This window comes from Phycicoccus sp. 3266 (assembly GCF_031456495.1).
In the GTDB taxonomy this organism is placed as follows: domain Bacteria; phylum Actinomycetota; class Actinomycetes; order Actinomycetales; family Dermatophilaceae; genus Pedococcus.
Genome location: NZ_JAVDUW010000002.1, coordinates 391,268 through 408,008 on the forward strand (window position 1 = coordinate 391,268; position 16,741 = coordinate 408,008).

Genomic DNA, 16,741 nt, shown 5'->3' on the forward strand with positions numbered 1-16,741 from the left:
CGTCGGTAGGCTCGCCACCATGCCGAGCGCGTCGCCCTCCCTGCGGGTGCGCCTCGACGTCTCCTACGACGGGACGGACTTCTCGGGGTGGGCGGCGCAGCCCGGGCTGCGGACCGTGGAGGGCGAGCTCTCGGCAGCCCTCGGCACGCTGCTGCGCGCGACCGAGCCCGTCCGGCTCGTCGTCGCCGGCCGGACCGACGCCGGCGTGCACGCGCGCGGGCAGGTCGTGCACCTCGACCCGGACCCCGAGGCGTGGGCGGCCCTGCCGGGGCGCTCGGACCGGTCGCCCGAGGCCGCCGCGCTGACCCGGCTGCGCGGCATCCTGCCGCCGGACGTCGTGGTGCGGGCCGTGGGCGTGGCGCCGGCGGGCTTCGACGCCCGGTTCTCCGCCCTGCGGCGCCGCTACCGGTACCGACTGTGCGACCAGCCCGAGGCGGTCGACCCGCTGCGTCGCCGGGACACGGTGACGACCAAGCGCCCGCTCGACGAAGGGCTGCTGGACGAGGCCGCCCGGTCCTTGGTCGGGCTGCACGACTTCGCCGCCTTCTGCAAGCGACGGGAGGGGGCGACGACGGTCCGGACGCTGCTCGACTACGGGTGGGAGCGTGGCCCCGACGGCGTCCTGGAGGCGCGCGTCGTGGCCGACGCGTTCTGCCACTCGATGGTGCGCTCGCTCGTCGGGGCCGTGGTCCCGGTGGGGGAGGGGCGCCGCCCGGTGGGGTGGCCGGCCGAGGTGCTGCGGGCTGCGCGGCGGGACCCGGGTGTGGTCGTCATGCCGCCCCACGGCCTCTCGCTCGAGGAGGTCGTCTACCCCGAGGACGGCCAGCTCGCGGCGCGGGCGCAGGAGGCCCGGTCGGTGCGGACGCTGGAGTGATCGCCTGGTCGGTGCGGACGCTGAAGGAGCGTGCCCCCGGGCGTCAGTGCTTCAGGGCGTCATCGCGGCGTAGCCCGCCGCGCTGTGGATCGCCAGCCCCGCGAAGGACGGGGAGGAGGTGTAGGCCGCGACGACCTGGTCGAGCTGCACCTCCATCTGGGAGAGCGTGAAGCCGTGGAACGTCTGCTTCACCTCGACGGGGTCGGTGCCGAGGTCGTCGGTCTCCTGCCCGATCCGCACCGGAACGCCGAGCGCCGTACCGGCGGCGATCGCCTTCGCCGAGAGGGCGATCGTGCCGTCGGGTCCCGCGGCCGTGTTGCGGTAGGCCATCACCGTGACGCCCTTGGTGCGCCGCATGACCTCGCGGTCGAGGGTCGACTTCCCGGCAGGGACCTCGTCGAGCCAGAACGGGATGTCCGCCTCCAGCGGGACCGTGCCGGCGGCCTTGACCAGGGTGTCGAGCGTGGACAGGTACGTGCGGACCACGGTGGAGCGCTTGGTCTGCCAGGCCGAGGTGGCGTAGGGCTCGATGTCGACGTGGACGCCGCTGAACAGGTGGGTCGCGATCGCCGGCCTGAGCCAGTGGTCGACCACCCAGGTGGGGTTGTCCACCCAGCCCGGGTCTCCGCCGAGGGCGTCGATTCGCAGGCCGTTCTGGCGGGCCAGCGTGCTCAGCTGGGTGAGCTGGGCCAGCTGGGGCGAGGTGCCCACGTTCGGCGGCACCGCGGCATACAGCTGCCCGATGCCACGGGCGACCGCGAGGTCGACCACGGCCTGGGGGTTGCTGGTGTCCCACACCCACATCGCCCGCGCGGCGTCCGGCGGGACCTGCTCGACGACCGCTTCCGCCCGCAGGGCGGCAGTGGCCCCGATGGCGGTGATCGCGAGCAGAGCCACGACGGCGACCCTAACCACGAGGTGGGTCAGGCGCAGGCTGTGCGGCACGGTGGTGCTTCCCCCTTCGGCGGTTGTGGCCGGTTGCGTCCGTTGGCGGCTGTTTCGTTGCGGACTGCATCCATTGTCGGTACTCCTTGACGGCGCCCCCCGCCGACTTGGACAAGCCTTTACCTACGTCTCCACCGTTCGGCTGAGGCGGGGTCGGATATCCGCGTGACGAGCCGGGCCGGCGTGCCCGACGATGGGTCCCGTGGGTCACCTGGACGTCAACTCCGTCGGCTTCGTCCTGCCCGACGGCAGGCCGCTGCTGACCGAGGTGTCCCTGCGGGTCGGTGAGGGCGCCAAGGTGGCCCTCATCGGTCCCAACGGCACGGGCAAGACGACGCTCGGCCGGATCATCGCCGGTGACCTGGCGCCGCACGAGGGGGCGGTGACCCGGTCCGGAGGGCTGGGCGTGATGCGCCAGTTCATCGGCTCGGTCCGCGACGACTCGACGGTCCGTGACCTGCTCGTCTCCGTGGCCCCCGAGCCGGTGCGCCGGGCGGCCGCGGAGATCGACCGCACCGAGCTGCTCATGATGGAGCGCGACAGCGAGGCCGACCAGATGGCCTACGCGCAGGCGCTGGTCGACTGGGCGGACGCCGGCGGGTACGAGTACGAGACGCTCTGGGACGTCTGCACGGTCGCGGCGCTCGGCATCCCGTTCGCGCAGGCACAGTGGCGCAAGGTGGCGACGCTGTCCGGGGGCGAGCAGAAGCGGGTCGTGCTCGAGGCGCTGCTGCGCGGGCCGGAGGAGGTGCTCCTGCTCGACGAGCCGGACAACTACCTGGACGTCCCTGCCAAGCGGTGGCTCGAGGAGCAGCTCGTCGCCTCGCCCAAGACCGTCCTGTTCGTGAGCCACGACCGCGAGCTGCTCGACCGGGTGGCGACGCGGATCGCGACTCTCGAGCCCGGGGCCGCCGGGTCGACGGTGTGGGTGCACCCGGGACGCTTCTCGACGTACCACCAGGCGCGCGAGGACCGGAACGCCAAGCTCGAGGAGCTGCGGCGGCGCTGGGACGAGGAGCAGGCCAAGCTCAAGGCGCTCGTCGTCATGTACCGGCAGAAGGCGGCCTACAACTCCGACATGGCGCCCAAGCTGCAGGCGGCCGAGACGCGGCTGCGCCGGTTCGAGGAGGCCGGGCCGCCCGAGGCCGTGCCGCAGCGCCAGAACGTCCGGATGCGGCTCACCGGCGGCCGCACTGCCAAGCGTGCCGTCATGGCCGAGGCGCTGGAGCTGACCGGGCTGATGCGGCCGTTCGACCTCGAGGTCTGGTTCGGCGAGCGGGTCGCGGTCCTCGGCAGCAACGGCTCCGGCAAGTCCCACTTCCTGCGGCTCGTGGCCGCCGGCGGTTCCGACCCCGACGTGGAGCACCAGCCCGTCGGCGACGTCCGTCCGGCACCGGTCGCGCACGCCGGCCGGCTGCGGCTGGGGTCCCGGGTCCGCCCGGGGTGGTTCGCCCAGACCCACGACCAGCCGGCGCTCGCGGGCCGGACGCTGCTGGAGATCCTGCACCGCGGCGACGAGCACCGGGCCGGGCGGCCCCGCGAGGAGGCCGCCAGGGTGCTCGACCGGTACGGGCTGGCCCGGGCCTCGGAGCAGACGTTCGACTCGCTCTCCGGCGGCCAGCAGGCCCGGTTCCAGATCCTGCTGCTCGAGCTGTCGGGGGCGACCTGCCTGCTGCTCGACGAGCCGACCGACAACCTCGACCTGCACTCCGCGGAGGCGCTGGAGGAGGGGCTCGCGGCCTTCGAGGGGACCGTCCTGGCGGTCACGCACGACCGCTGGTTCGCGCGGGGGTTCGACCGGTTCCTCGTCTTCGGCCAGGACGGCCGGGTGTACGAGTCGGACGGCCCCGTCTGGGACGAAGGTCGGGTGGCGCGGGCCCGCTGACCTGCAGGGTCAAGACTTCGCAATTTCTTGCGGAAAGTTGCAGTCGGGGTCTGGCGGCCCCGTGGACGCCGGTCCTACAGTGCAGCGTCCCCCTTCGCAGCAAAGGAGCTGTCATGGCTGCACGCCGCCGCCTCCTCGCCGCCCTCGCCGGTGCGGCAGTCGTCTTCTCGGGAGCGGCGGTCCCCCTCGCCGCAGCCCTGCCCGCCTCCGCCGCGGACGCGGCCCCCCGCACCGCCACCCTGGCGGGGTCCCTGCAGTCCGAGCTCGGCTGCTCGGCCGACTGGCAGGCCGACTGCACGGCCACCGACCTCACCCAGGTGGGCGGCGGGACCACGTACACCCGCACCTTCACCGTCCCGGCCGGCTCCTACGAGCTCAAGGTCGTCATCGACCACTCGTGGTCGGAGAACTACGGTGCCGGTGGCGCGAAGGACGGGGCCAACATCCCGCTCGTCCTCAAGGGACCGGCCAAGCTCGAGTTCTCCTACGACGACACCACCCACCAGGTCGGCATCCGGCCGCTCGACCTCGCGGGCGGGGTGACCGCACAGGACAAGGCGATGGCCGGCGACTCGCTGCGCGCCGGGCTGACGAAGGAGCGCTACTACTTCGTCATGACCGACCGGTTCGCCAACGGCGACCCGTCGAACGACCGCGGCGGCCTCAGCGGCGACAAGTCGGTCACCGGCTTCGACCCGACCAACAGCGGCTACTACCACGGCGGCGACATCAAGGGCATCGAGTCCAGGCTCGACTACATCAAGGGCCTCGGCACCACGGCGATCTGGCTCACGCCCTCGTTCAAGAACCGCCCGGTCCAGGGGACTCCGCCCAACGACAGCGCCGGCTACCACGGCTACTGGATCACCGACTTCACCCAGGTGGACCCCCACCTCGGCACCAACGCCGACCTCAAGGCCCTCATCGCCAAGGCCCACGCCAAGGGCATGAAGGTCTTCTTCGACATCATCACCAACCACACCGCTGACGTCATCAACTACAAGGAGGGCGAGTACTCCTACCGCGACAAGACGGCGTACCCGTACAAGGACGCCAGCGGCACGGTCTTCGACGACAAGACGTATGCCGGCAAGCCCGGCTTCCCGGCGATGGACCCGGCGACGTCGTTCCCCTACACGCCCTACTTCAACACCCCCGCCGACGCGACGGTCAAGGTCCCCTCGTGGCTCAACGACGTGACGAACTACCACAACCGCGGTGACTCGACCTTCGCCGGCGAGTCCGCCGAGTACGGCGACTTCGTCGGGCTCGACGACCTCTTCACCGAGAAGCTGAACGTCCAGCAGGGCATGGAGGACATCTACAAGGCGTGGGTCGACTTCGGCGTCGACGGCTTCCGGATCGACACCGTCAAGCACGTCAACATGGAGTTCTGGCAGAGCTTCGGGCCGACGATGCTGCAGCAGGCGCGGCACGACGGGAACGACGACTTCTTCATGTTCGGCGAGGTCTACGACGCCCGCCCCTCGTTCATGAGCCAGTACACGACCACGGGCAAGCTGCCCGCGACGCTCGACTTCGGGTTCCAGCAGCAGGCGGTCAACTGGGTGCAGGGCAAGGCCGGCACCGACCTGCGCGACCTGTACGCCGACGACGACTACTACACCGACACCGACTCCAACGCCTACGAGCTGCCGACCTTCCTCGGCAACCACGACATGGGCCGGGTCGCGATGATGCTCAAGGGCGCCAGCGCGAACGACGCCGACCTGCTGCGCCGGGTCGAGCTCGCCGACTCGCTCATGTACCTCACCCGCGGCCAGCCGATCACCTACTACGGCGACGAGCAGGGCTTCATGGGCTCCGGCGGCGACAAGGCCGCCCGACAGGACATGTTCGCGACGAAGACCGAGTCCTACGCCACCGAGCAGGTGCTCGGCGACACGAGCGGCTCCAAGGACCGCTACAACACCGAGGCGCCGCTGTACCGACACATCAAGGACCTCGCTGCCGTCCGGGCCGCCTACCCGGCCCTCGCCGACGGCGCGCAGGTGCACCGGTACGCGAGCAGCTCGGCCGGCGTCTTCGCCTTCTCGCGCATCGACAAGGCCAAGCGCACCGAGTACGTCGTGGCCCTCAACAACGCCTCGACCGCCAAGTCCGCGACCTTCGCGACCTACGGCCACAACCAGGGCTTCGCGCCGATCTACGGCACGCGGTCGTCGGTGCGCTCGGCCAAGGACGGTCGCCTGACCGTCACGCTGCCGGCGCAGTCGGTCTCGGTGTGGAAGGCCATGACGCCGATGGACCAGCCGAAGTTGGCTCCCGCGGTGTACCTCACGTCCCCGGGCGCCGGTGACGTGGTGGGCGGCCGGGCCGAGATCGGCGCGGCCATCCCCGACAACACCTTCGCCCAGGTGAGCTTCGCCTACCGGCCCGTCGGCACCACCGCGTGGACGCCGCTCGGCACCGACGACAACGCGCCCTACCGCGTCTTCCACGACGTGACGGGGCTGGCCAAGGGCACGCTGCTCGAGTACCGCGCCGTCGCCAAGGACACGGCGGGCCACGTCTCGGCGACCTCGTCGTACGGCGTCGTCGGCGACCCGAAGGCCAGCGGCGGCGGGGGCGGTGGCGTCGGCCCGGTGACCCAGCCCGACGCGGTGAGCGTGCCCGGTGACCACAACACCGAGATGGGCTGCGCGAGCGACTGGGCCCCGGACTGCCCGCAGGCCCAGCTCACCCTCGGGGCCAAGGACCAGGTCTGGAAGGGCACCTACACCGACCTGCCCGCAGGCCGGCAGTTCGCCTACAAGGCCGCCATCAACAAGAAGTGGGACGAGAACTACGGGGCGGGCGCGCGGCCGAACGGCGACAACATCGCCTACACGACGCCTGCCACCGGCCCCGTCTCGTTCTACTACGACCACGCCACCCACTGGGTGACCTCCGACGCCCAGGGCCCGATCATCACCGCCCCCGGCAGCTTCCAGAGCAAGATCAGCGGCTGCGCCGACTGGTCGCCCGACTGCATGAAGCCGTGGCTGGAGGACCCGGACGGCGACGGGACGTACACGTTCTCGACCACCCAGATCCCTGCCGGCACCTACCAGTTCAAGGTCGCCGAGGGCCTCAGCTGGGACGTCAACTACGGCGCCGGCGGCGCTCCGGGGGGCGCCAACGTCAGCCTCACCGTCCCGAACGACGGCATGCTCGTGACGATCTCGTACAAGCGCTCCACCCACGAGATCACCACCACCGTCGCGCGGGCCGGGACGGCTCCCGACATCACCAAGCAGCGCGCCATCTGGGTCAGCCGTGACCTCGTCGCCTGGCCGGCCTCGATGGTGCCGGACGGTGCCGAGCCGGCCCTGTTGAAGTGGGACCTCGCGTGGGCCCGTGACGGCGGCCTGGCCGTGGACGCCGAGGCGATCACCGGTGGCTCGTCCGCACCGCTGACGTACGACGCCCGCGGCCTGCCCGCGTCGGTCGTCGCCGCGCACCCCGAGCTCAAGGGCTACCTCGCCCTGCGGCTCGACCGGAAGACGGCCAGGCAGGTGCCCGAGATCCTGCGCGGCCAGGTCGCCGTCGGCATGTTCGACACGGTGCACCGCCTGCTCGACGCCACCGGTGTGCAGACGGCCTACGTCCTCGACGACGTGTATGCCGCGGACGCCAGCAAGGCCGCCTACGGCGTCACCTTCCGTGGCAGCCGGCCGAGCTACCGCCTCTGGGCGCCGACGGCGCACGAGGTCGACCTGCTGACGTGGGCCCCGGGCTCACCGGCCGACGCACCGGTCAGCGCGGCGACCCGGACGCCGATGAAGCGCTCGGACGACGGGTCGTGGACGGCCACCGCCGGGGCGAAGAACGCGCGGTACCTCTATGACGTCACCGTGTGGGTGCCCACCACCGGCAAGGTCGAGACGACCTCGGTGACCGACCCCTACTCCGTGGCCCTCACGCTCGACTCGACCAAGTCCGTCGCGGTCGACCTGGCCGACCCGGCATACCGGCCGGCCGCCTGGACCACCACGAAGTCCCCACCGCTCAAGCAGGACGTGGACTCCACGATCTACGAGCTGCAGGTGCGCGACTTCTCGGTCGGCGACTCCTCGGTCAGCGCGGAGAACCGCGGCTCGTACCTCGCGTTCGCGGAGAACGGCAACGGCACCAAGCACCTCAAGGCGCTCGCCGCGGCCGGGCTCAACACCGTGCACCTGCTGCCCACCTTCGACATCGCCTCGATCCCCGAGGACCCGGCGAAGCAGCAGCGTCCCGAGGACCAGCCGGGCTGTGCCGACTTCCGCTCGGCCGCGCCCGACAGCGACAAGCAGCAGGCCTGCGTCGATGCCGCGCGTGCCAAGGACGCGTTCAACTGGGGCTACGACCCGTGGCACTGGATGGCGCCGGAGGGCTCGTACACCTCGACGGCGGCCACGGCCGACGGCGGGTCGCGGGTGGCGGAGTTCCGGACCATGGTCGGCGCCCTGCACCGCGACGGCCTGCGCGTCGTCCTGGACCAGGTCTACAACCACACCCCGGCCTCCGGTCAGGCGCCGACGAGCGTCCTGGACAAGGTCGTGCCCGGCTACTACCAGCGGCTCAACGCCAGTGGTGCGGTCGAGACCTCGACCTGCTGCCAAAACGTCGCCACCGAGCACGCAATGGCGCAGAAGGTCATGGTCGACTCGGTCGTGCTGTGGGCCAAGCAGTACAAGGTCGACGGCTTCCGGTTCGACCTCATGGGCCACCACTCCAAGGCGAACATGCTCGCCGTCCGCGCGGCCCTGGACCGGCTGACGCTGGCGAAGGACGGTGTCGACGGCAAGAGCATCTACCTGTACGGCGAGGGCTGGAACTTCGGCGAGGTGGCGAACAACGCGCGGTTCGAGCAGGCCACCCAGGGCCAGCTCGGCGGCACGCACATCGGCACCTTCTCGGACCGCCTGCGTGACGCCGTCCGCGGTGGCGGGCCCTTCGACGAGGACCCGCGCACGCAGGGCTTCGGCAGCGGCGAGGCCACCGACCCCAACGGGGACACCGGTGCCAACCCGAACGCCGACGCCCGGCTCAAGCACGACACCGACCTGGTGGAGCTGGGGCTGGCGGGCAACCTGCGCTCGTTCTCGTTCCGGCTCAACGGCTCCGGACAGGTCGCCCAGGGCAAGGACGTCGACTACAACGGCTCGCCGGCCGGGTACGCCGACCAGCCCGACGAGGTCATCTCCTACGTCGACGCCCATGACAACGAGACGCTGTTCGACAGCCTGACCTACAAGCTGCCGGTGGCGACCTCGATGGCGGACCGCGTCCGGATGAACACGCTGTCGCTGGCCACCACGGCGCTGTCGCAGACGCCGTCGTTCTGGCACGCGGGCGCCGACCTGCTGCGCAGCAAGTCGCTGGACCGCAACAGCTACGACAGCGGTGACTGGTTCAACACCCTCGACTGGACCGGCGCCGACAACGGCTTCGGCCACGGCCTGCCGCTCAAGGGCGACAACGAGGCGAAGTGGCAGTACCAGAAGCCGCTGCTGGCCAACCCGGCGCTGAAGCCGACCGCGGCCCAGGTGCAGGGTGCGAGCGCCGCGGCGCAGGACCTGCTGCGTCTGCGGTTCTCGACGCCGCTGTTCCGCCTCGGGACCGCCGACGCGATCGACGCCAAGGTGTCCTTCCCGGCGAGCGGCACCGCGGACGCCCACCCCGGCGTGATCGCGATGCGGGTGGACGACACGAAGGGTGCGGACGCCGACCCGTCGCTGCGCGGGCTGGTCGTGGTCTTCAACGCCTCGCCCGATGCGGTCTCGCAGAAGGTGCCCGGACTGGCCGGTGCCTCGCTGGCGCTGTCGCCCGTGCAGGCCGGCGGCTCCGACCCGGTCGTGAAGACGGCCACGTGGGACGCCACCGGCGGGACGGCCACCGTGCCCCCGCGGACCGTGGCGGTGTTCGTCCAGCGCTGAGTCCTCCCGGCGCGGGACCAGGGGAGGTGTGCGGCGCGACCTGCGGGTCGCGCCGCACACCTGTGTCCAGGGCCGGTCCGGCCGCGCAACCGCAGCTGGGAGGGTCCGCGCAACCGCGGCTGGGAGGGTCAGCGCTGCAGGCCGCGGACGACCTTGCGCAGCAGGGCGTTGAGCTCGACCTTCTCCCGCGGGCTCAGCACCTCGAGGGTCTTCTTCTCGCTGACGACGGCGAGCTCGAGCGCCTGCTTCCAGACCTCGCGACCCGCACGGGTGGGCCGGACGATGATCCGGCGACGGTCGAGCGGGTCGCTCTCCCGGGTGACGTAGCCGAGGTCGACGAGCCGGTCCAGGCGTGACGTCATCGCGGCCCGGGTGACGTGGCACGCCTCGGCGAGCTGCGCCGGGGTCGCCTCGTTGGGCTCGGGCTGGATGAGCAGGGTGTGCAGGGTGTCGTACTCCGGCTGGCCCACGCCGAGCTGCTCGAAGGCCGCGGTGTTGGCGCCCTTGACGTGCCGGTTGATGGCGCCGATGCGCACCATGACGCCCTCGACCTCCGGGTCGAACCCGTCGAACGTCGTCCGCCAGCGGTCGACGTGCTGGTCCACCCAGTCGCGCTCCTGCTCACCCACGCGGCCAGTGTGCCAGTGCAGCGGCCCGATCTGCATACCACCAGATAATTTGATTGCAGATAGTCAGACGTCTAACTATTATCTCGGCCATGGCCAGCGGTCTTTCATCTTCCGGCTTCCGCCTCCTCGCCACCGGGCAGGGGCTGTCCTGGTTCGGCGACGCCTTCGGGCCGATCGCCCTGGCGGTGGCCGTCGTGGCGGGCGGCGGTGGGGCGGGCAGGCTGGGGCTGGTCCTCGCGGTGACCATGACCGCCCGGCTCGCGTGCACCCTGCTCGCAGGTGTCCTCGCCGACCGGCTCGCCCCCGGGCGGATCATGGTCGTCAGCGACCTGGTCCGGGCGGCGAGCACCCTGGGCACGGCGGCCTACTTCGCAACCGGCCAGGACGGCACGGCCCTGCTCTGCGCGCTCGCCGCGGTCACCGGGGGAGCGGCGGCCTTCTTCGGGCCCGCCTTCGTGTCGCTGCGCCCGCTGCTGGTGACCGTCGAGCGGCGCCACGCGGCCAACGCGACCCTCAACGTCCTCCAGAACGCCGCGTTCATCGCCGGTCCGGCCGCCGCGGGCGTGTTCGTGGCCTGGGCGGGGGCGCCGTGGGCCTTCGCGGTCAACGCGGCCTCCTTCCTGTGCTCGGCCGCGACCGTCGCCGCCATCCGCGTGGACGCCCCGCGGGCGGAGCGCACCGGCATGGTGGCCGAGCTGAGGGAGGGCTGGCGCGAGGTGACGAGCCGCGGGTGGCTGCTGGCGGGCCTGCTCGCTGCGACGGCGTACCACGCCGCCTTCGGCGCGGTCACCGTCCTCATCGACGTCATCGCCGTACGGGACCTCGGCGGCCCCACCGCGCTCGGCTGGATCTCCGCTGCGGCCGGTCTCGGCGGCCTGCTCGGCGGCCTCCTCGCCCTGCGGGTGCACCCGAGCCGCCCGCTGCTCGTGGGCTGGCCGTGCGTGGCCCTGATGGCGCTGTATGCCGCGGCCTTCGCCTGGCCGGGCACGCTCGCGGTGGTCCTCGGCGCCGCCGTGGTGGCCTTCGGCGGGCTCATGTACTTCTCGGTCTGCTGGGACACCGCTCTGCAGGACGGCGTGCCGCACGCCGTGCTCGCGCGGGTCTCGTCGTGGGACATCCTCACGTCGTTCGTCGCCATCCCGGCCGGGAACGCGCTCGCCGGCCCGCTCGCGCACGCGTTCGGCACCGGCCGCGTCATCGTGACGGGCGCGGTCGTGATGGCCGCCGCCTCGCTCGCGCCGGTGCTCGTGCGCAGCTCGCGCGACCTGCGCCGGGGCGGCGCGGTGTCCTCGACGGCCGGCCCCGTGCCCGACGAGGTCGCCACCCCGGTCGGGGCGTGAGCCGCCTCAGGCCTGCGCGGCGGCCTTGGCGTCGAGCAGGTCCTGGACGGCCCTGGGCAGCGTGGTCTCGAAGTCGTGCAGGGTGGCCCACGTCGGCGTGACCCGGATCTGGACCATCGAGTCGTAGAGCGCGCGCACTCCCGCCTCCCACTGCTCGAGCTGGTCGGCCGGCACGGCCTTGGGGGCTGCCTCGACGTAGCCGTCGGGGATCCCCTCGATCGTCGTGAGCTCGGCCGTCCCGCGCAGGAGCAGGACACGCGGCGGCATACCGGCGGTGTCGATGGTGAGGGCCACCCGCGGGTCCGCGGCCAGCGCCCTCACCTTCGCCGACCCCGGCACGGTCCAGATGTCCACCTGCGTGCCGTTCCACAGGAACCCGATCGGCACGACGCGGGGTGCGCCGTCCAGGCCCGTGTAGGCGAACCGCACGAGGTGCGGTCCGGTGAGCAGCTCCTGGGCGATGGGCCTGGCGAGGACGGCTTCGACCTGGTCGGCGTTCACGGCATCTCCTTCGGTGGGGCACCCCGGGCGCGGGGTGCTGTCAGGCCTGGGACGGAACGGCCGTCGTGTCCTCGACATCGACGCGGCGCGACCGCCGCCAGGCGGGCAGGAAGCAGACGACGCCCAGCGTGCTGACGACGCCGGCGACCACCATGGCCGTCGCGATGGAGGTGTGGGCGGCGAGCACGCCCAGGAGCGGCCCGGCGACGGCGCCACCGGCCTGCATGGCCAGCGAGCTCATCGACAGGATGGTCGCGCGGTTGCGCGAGCTGGCCTCGCGGTGCAGGAGCCCGGAGTATGCCGGGCTCGCCGCGCCGTGCAGCGTGTACGTCACGAGGTAGGCCGCGACCAGGGCGACCGGGCCGAAGACGAGGCCCATGCACAGGGCGCCGAGGCCGTTGAGGACGCGCCCCAGGGCCGCGGCCGGCAGCAGGCCCAGGCGGTCGGCGGCACGCCCGCCGAGCCACGAGCCCACGGAGAACAGGGTCCACCCACCGGCCGCCGCCGGTCCCATCCAGGCGCCGGCGCGCGCCTCGGACCCGAGCAGCTCGGACAGGCGGAGCGGCATGAACGTCTCGTAGGCCGTCATGCCCGTCACCCAGAACACCTCGACGAGCACCAGGCCCAGCAGGGCGCGGTTGCGGCCCAGCAGGCGCAGGCCGTCGCGCACGACCATCGGCGTCTCGCGCACGGACGAGCCGAGCCGGGCGCGGAGTCGGGCGTCGCTGCGCGGGTTCTCGCGCAGGAGGACGGCCGTCGCCACCAGGTGGACGACGCAGAGGGTCACGAAGACCTGGATCGGCAGCAGCAGGGCGCTGGACCCGTGGAACGGGTGCCACGCCACGAGCCCGCCGGACACCAGGGCGCCACCGCCGAGTCCGACACCGACGAGGACCCCCTGCGCCGACATGGCGCGGTGGACGTCGGCGCCGGGCTCCCGGTCGTGGACGGTGTCGACGTACCAGGCCTCGAGCGGGCCGGAGTCCAGCGCGCGGTAGACGCCCATGAGGCCGGCGGCCAGGGCGAACTGCCAGAACGAGTGGGCGAAGAGGTAGGCGAGGCCGGCGAGGACGTTGACGACGCCCGCGACCAGCAGCACCGGCTTGCGGCCGAGGACGTCGGCGAACCCGCTCGTCGGCAGCTCGAGCAGGAAGACCATGATCCCCTGGGCGGTCATGTAGAGCGTGATCTGCTCGACCGAGAGACCGCGCTCGCGGGCGATGAGGGCGAACAGGCCCACGACGAAGCCCACGGGCAGCCAGCGCGTGGTGGACAGCACGAGGAAGACGCGGCGGGCGCCCCTGGGGGAGAGGGTCGTCGTCATGGCCGGTCCTCCCGGGAGCGCGGCGCACGGTCGAGGTCGAGCGGGTAGAGCGCGCTGTAGACGGCGAGCCTGCGGGCGTTCGGGTTGCCCTGGCCGACGCGGCGGTAGCGGATGAGCAGCTCGTCGAGCTCGGCCTTGAGCTGCTCGACCTGCTCGGCCGTGGCGACGATGAACGAGTCGCTCATGCCGGCGGCGTCGCGCCACGGCATCGGCCAGTCGGCCTCGACGTCGAGCCAGCGCTCGAACTGCTCGGTGAAGTGGCGGAGGTAGTCGCGGACCAGCCAGTTGAGGGCCGTCTCGGAGTCCTCGTCGCCCTCGAAGTCGCTGGGGTCCCAGGTGTGGAAGTCGGTGGCCGCCCGCCACAGCCGGCGCTTGCCCTCGCCCTCGCCGCTGTCCTCGACGAGCCCGACGGACTCCAGCTTGCGCAGGTGGTAGGACGTGGCGCCCGAGTTGGTGCCGAGCCGGGTGGCGAGGTCGGTGGCCGTGGCGGGGCCGCCCACGCGCAGGGCGCCCAGGAGGCGGGCGCGCAGGGGGTGGGCGAGGACCTTCACGGCCGCGGCGTCGAGCCGCAGGCCGGTCATGTCGCCGATGTGCTCGCGGGGAGTGGATGAGGCCATGTGTGCACAATACCTTTGCACAGTCTGTTTGCACAAGAAGTGTGCACGGAGAGTGTGTACCGTCATCCGTGCAGGTCAGGGGCGGTTTTCCGTGCCAGTCTGGGCAATTTGGGCCTGCTGCCTCGCACCCCTAAACTTGAGAACTGTTGTGTCGTGCGCCCTCGCGGGCGACCAGCCAGCGCCCCGGGCGCCCACGGCATACGCACCATCCGAACCGTTGTAAAGGCACAGAACTTTGCGCACCTTCACCCCGAAGCCGGCCGAGGTCACTCGCACCTGGCACGTCATCGATGCCACGGACGTCGTCCTGGGTCGCCTGGCGAGCCAGACCGCGATCCTCCTGCGCGGCAAGCACAAGCCCACCTTCGCCCCCCACGTCGACGGTGGTGACTTCGTCATCATCATCAACGCCGACAAGGTCGCCCTCACCGGCGCCAAGCTCGAGCAGAAGAAGGCGTACCGCCACTCCGGCTTCCCGGGCGGCCTGAAGAGCACCTCGTACACCGAGCTGCTCGCCAAGAGCCCCGAGAAGGCGATCGAGAAGGCCGTCCGCGGCATGATCCCCAAGACCACCTTGGGCCGCCAGCAGCTGACCAAGCTCAAGGTCTACGCCGGCGCCGAGCACCCGCACGCCGCCCAGAAGCCCGTCCCGTTCGAGATCTCCCAGGTCTCCCAGTAAGGAACATCGTGACCGAGAACATCAACGACCAGGTCCTCGAGAGCGACGAGCCCGAGCTGACCGAGTACACCTCCGAGTCCGAGGGCCCCGTCTCCGGCGAGTCGACCCGTCGTCCGTCCGCTTCCGCCCCCGGCGGTGCCACCGGCCGTCGCAAGCAGGCCATCGCCCGTGTGCGCATCGTCCCCGGCACCGGTGAGTGGAAGATCAACGGCCGCTCGCTCGAGGACTACTTCCCGAACAAGGTCCACCAGCAGATCGTCAACGAGCCGCTCAAGGTGCTCGAGCTCGACGGTGCGTACGACGTGCTCGTGCGCGTGCACGGCGGTGGCCCCTCGGGCCAGGCCGGTGCCGTCCGCCTCGGCGTGGCGCGCTCGCTCAACGGCGTCGACGAGGAGCTCAACCGTCCGGCGCTGAAGAAGGCCGGCTTCCTGACCCGCGACGCCCGCGTCCCGGAGCGCAAGAAGGCCGGTCTCAAGAAGGCCCGCAAGGCCCCGCAGTACAGCAAGCGCTGATCCCGGCTCCTGCCAGGCAGCACCGCCCGGAGGCGGCACCCGGTTCCACCCGGGTGCCGCCTCCGGCGCGTTGGGGGTAGTTTCGCTAGGCGCCTCCCGCCGCCCGCGGGACCGTCGCGCCCGCGTATGCCGCGAGCGCACGTTCGACGAAAGGTTTCCTCTCCATGGCACGACTGTTCGGGACCGACGGGGTCCGAGGGCTGGCCAACGTCGACATCACGGCCGAGCTGGCCCTGGGGCTGAGCGTCGCCGCGGCGCACGTGCTGGGGCGCGAGGCGCGCGAGGACGGCCGCCGCCCCAAGGCCGTGGTCGGCCGCGACCCGCGCGCGTCGGGCGAGTTCCTGAGCTCGGCCGTGGTCGCCGGCCTCGCCTCCGCCGGGGTCGACGTGCACGACGTGGGGGTGCTGCCGACGCCGGCCGTCGCCTTCCTCACCGCCGACATGGACGCGCACTTCGGCGTGATGCTCTCGGCCTCGCACAACCCCATGCCCGACAACGGCATCAAGTTCTTCGCCGCGGGCGGCCACAAGCTGCCCGACGCCGTCGAGGACGAGATCGCGGCGAGCGTGGACCGCGACGGGGAGCGTCCCACCGGCGCCTCCGTCGGTCGCGTGCACCAGAACCGCGCCGGTCAGGCGCGCTACGTCGCGCACCTGCTCGAGGCGCTGCCGCACCGGCTCGACGGCCTCAAGGTCGTCATCGACGGTGCCCACGGCGCGGCCTCGGCCGTCTCGCCCGAGGTGTTCCGGCTCGCCGGCGCCGAGGTGGTCGAGATCGGCACCGAGCCCGACGGCCTCAACATCAACGACGGCTACGGCTCGACCGACCTCGACCACCTCAAGGCGGCCGTCGTCGCCAAGGGGGCCGACCTCGGCATCGCGCACGACGGCGACGCCGACCGCTGCCTGGCCGTCGACGCCACCGGCACCGAGGTCGACGGTGACCAGATCATGGCGATCCTCGCGATCGCCCTGCGGTCCCGGGGCGCCCTCGCCAAGGACACCCTCGTGGCCACGGTCATGAGCAACCTGGGCCTGCTCCAGGCGATGGAGCGTGAGGGCATCACCGTGCGCCAGACCGGGGTGGGGGACCGCTACGTGCTCGAGGACATGCGGGCGGGCGGGTACACCCTCGGTGGCGAGCAGAGCGGCCACGTCATCTTCCTCGACCACGGCACGACCGGCGACGGCGTCCTCACCGGCCTCATGCTCGCAGCCCGGGTCGCCGAGACCGGCAAGAGCCTGGCCGAGCTCGCCACCGTCATGCGTCGGCTGCCGCAGGTGCTGGTCAACGTCAAGGGCGTCGACAAGTCCCGCGTGGAGTCCGACGAAGAGCTCCAGCAGGCCGTCAAGGCCGAGGAGGAGGCGCTGGCCGGTACCGGGCGCGTGCTGCTGCGCAAGTCCGGGACCGAGCCGGTCGTCCGGGTCATGGTCGAGGCCACCGAGGAGGAGCAGGCGGCAGCCGTGGCCGACCGCCTCGTCGCGGTGGTCCGGGAGCGCCTCTCGCTCTGA

12 protein-coding genes are annotated in these 16,741 nt (G+C 72.0%); 7 read left to right on the top strand and 5 right to left on the bottom strand.

The features are described 5' to 3' along the window. The first annotated feature begins 19 nt into the window (after nt 1-19). Nucleotides 20-874: a tRNA pseudouridine(38-40) synthase TruA gene (gene truA, locus J2X64_RS11710; RefSeq protein ID WP_310154369.1), complete on the top strand. Its 855-nt coding sequence runs from the start codon at nt 20-22 to the stop codon at nt 872-874. A 51-nt stretch (nt 875-925) separates the two neighbouring features. Here truA and J2X64_RS11715 read toward each other — a convergent pair whose 3' ends face one another. Then, nucleotides 926-1,771, bottom strand: a complete 846-nt coding sequence (locus J2X64_RS11715) for a hypothetical protein (RefSeq protein ID WP_310154372.1) — start codon at nt 1,769-1,771, stop codon at nt 926-928. A 250-nt stretch (nt 1,772-2,021) separates the two neighbouring features. On the opposite strand from J2X64_RS11715, the gene J2X64_RS11720 reads away from it, so the two are divergent. Beyond that, entirely contained in the window at nt 2,022-3,704 is a 1,683-nt protein-coding gene (locus J2X64_RS11720; protein WP_310154374.1) for an ATP-binding cassette domain-containing protein, read from the top strand. 113 nt (nt 3,705-3,817) lie between these two features. After that, complete coding sequence (gene pulA, locus J2X64_RS11725) at nt 3,818-9,628, top strand: pullulanase-type alpha-1,6-glucosidase (RefSeq protein WP_310154375.1); 5,811 nt, start codon at nt 3,818-3,820, stop codon at nt 9,626-9,628. A gap of 128 nt (nt 9,629-9,756) precedes the next feature. On the opposite strand, the gene J2X64_RS11730 is transcribed toward pulA, so the two are convergent. Next, nucleotides 9,757-10,257 carry a MarR family transcriptional regulator gene (locus J2X64_RS11730; RefSeq protein WP_310154377.1) on the bottom strand — a complete coding sequence of 167 codons (501 nt, stop codon included), beginning with the start codon at nt 10,255-10,257 and terminating at the stop codon, nt 9,757-9,759. Between the two features lie 89 nt (nt 10,258-10,346). Between J2X64_RS11730 and J2X64_RS11735 the strand changes: the two genes are divergently transcribed. Further along, the gene (locus J2X64_RS11735) at nt 10,347-11,597 is read left to right on the top strand and encodes an MFS transporter (RefSeq protein ID WP_310154379.1); all 1,251 of its coding nucleotides are present in this window, start codon (nt 10,347-10,349) and stop codon (nt 11,595-11,597) included. A 6-nt stretch (nt 11,598-11,603) separates the two neighbouring features. Here the strand turns inward: J2X64_RS11735 and J2X64_RS11740 are convergent, their stop codons facing one another. From J2X64_RS11740 to J2X64_RS11750, 3 genes are read right to left on the bottom strand one after another with little or no spacing between them, the layout of a single operon-like run. Beyond that, the gene (locus J2X64_RS11740) at nt 11,604-12,098 is read right to left on the bottom strand and encodes a pyridoxamine 5'-phosphate oxidase family protein (RefSeq protein ID WP_310154382.1); all 495 of its coding nucleotides are present in this window, start codon (nt 12,096-12,098) and stop codon (nt 11,604-11,606) included. Between the two features lie 40 nt (nt 12,099-12,138). Beyond that, on the bottom strand, nt 12,139-13,422 hold the full coding sequence (locus J2X64_RS11745; RefSeq protein WP_310154384.1) for an MFS transporter: 1,284 nt from the start codon (nt 13,420-13,422) through the stop codon (nt 12,139-12,141). Further along, nucleotides 13,419-14,039, bottom strand: coding sequence for a helix-turn-helix domain-containing protein (locus J2X64_RS11750; protein WP_310154387.1), 621 nt, complete (start codon nt 14,037-14,039; stop codon nt 13,419-13,421). Before J2X64_RS11750 ends, J2X64_RS11745 begins: the two co-directional genes overlap by 4 nt. Nucleotides 14,040-14,274: 235 nt before the next feature. Between J2X64_RS11750 and rplM the strand changes: the two genes are divergently transcribed. The 3 genes from rplM to glmM all read left to right on the top strand — a co-directional run bounded on the left by rplM (nt 14,275) and on the right by glmM (nt 16,741). Then, nucleotides 14,275-14,718, top strand: a complete 444-nt coding sequence (gene rplM, locus J2X64_RS11755) for a 50S ribosomal protein L13 (RefSeq protein ID WP_310154389.1) — start codon at nt 14,275-14,277, stop codon at nt 14,716-14,718. Between the two features lie 8 nt (nt 14,719-14,726). Beyond that, on the top strand, nt 14,727-15,230 hold the full coding sequence (gene rpsI, locus J2X64_RS11760; protein ID WP_310154392.1) for a 30S ribosomal protein S9: 504 nt from the start codon (nt 14,727-14,729) through the stop codon (nt 15,228-15,230). A 164-nt stretch (nt 15,231-15,394) separates the two neighbouring features. Beyond that, the gene (gene glmM, locus J2X64_RS11765) at nt 15,395-16,741 is read left to right on the top strand and encodes a phosphoglucosamine mutase (protein WP_310154394.1); all 1,347 of its coding nucleotides are present in this window, start codon (nt 15,395-15,397) and stop codon (nt 16,739-16,741) included.

Coding starts and splice junctions, on each gene's coding strand:
- truA (WP_310154369.1), top strand. CDS start 20: ATGCCGAGCGCGTCGCCCTCCCTGCGGGTGCGCCTCGACGTCTCCTAC.
- pulA (WP_310154375.1), top strand. CDS start 3,818: ATGGCTGCACGCCGCCGCCTCCTCGCCGCCCTCGCCGGTGCGGCAGTC.
- J2X64_RS11735 (WP_310154379.1), top strand. CDS start 10,347: ATGGCCAGCGGTCTTTCATCTTCCGGCTTCCGCCTCCTCGCCACCGGG.
- J2X64_RS11745 (WP_310154384.1), bottom strand. CDS start 13,422: ATGACGACGACCCTCTCCCCCAGGGGCGCCCGCCGCGTCTTCCTCGTG.
- J2X64_RS11750 (WP_310154387.1), bottom strand. CDS start 14,039: ATGGCCTCATCCACTCCCCGCGAGCACATCGGCGACATGACCGGCCTG.
- glmM (WP_310154394.1), top strand. CDS start 15,395: ATGGCACGACTGTTCGGGACCGACGGGGTCCGAGGGCTGGCCAACGTC.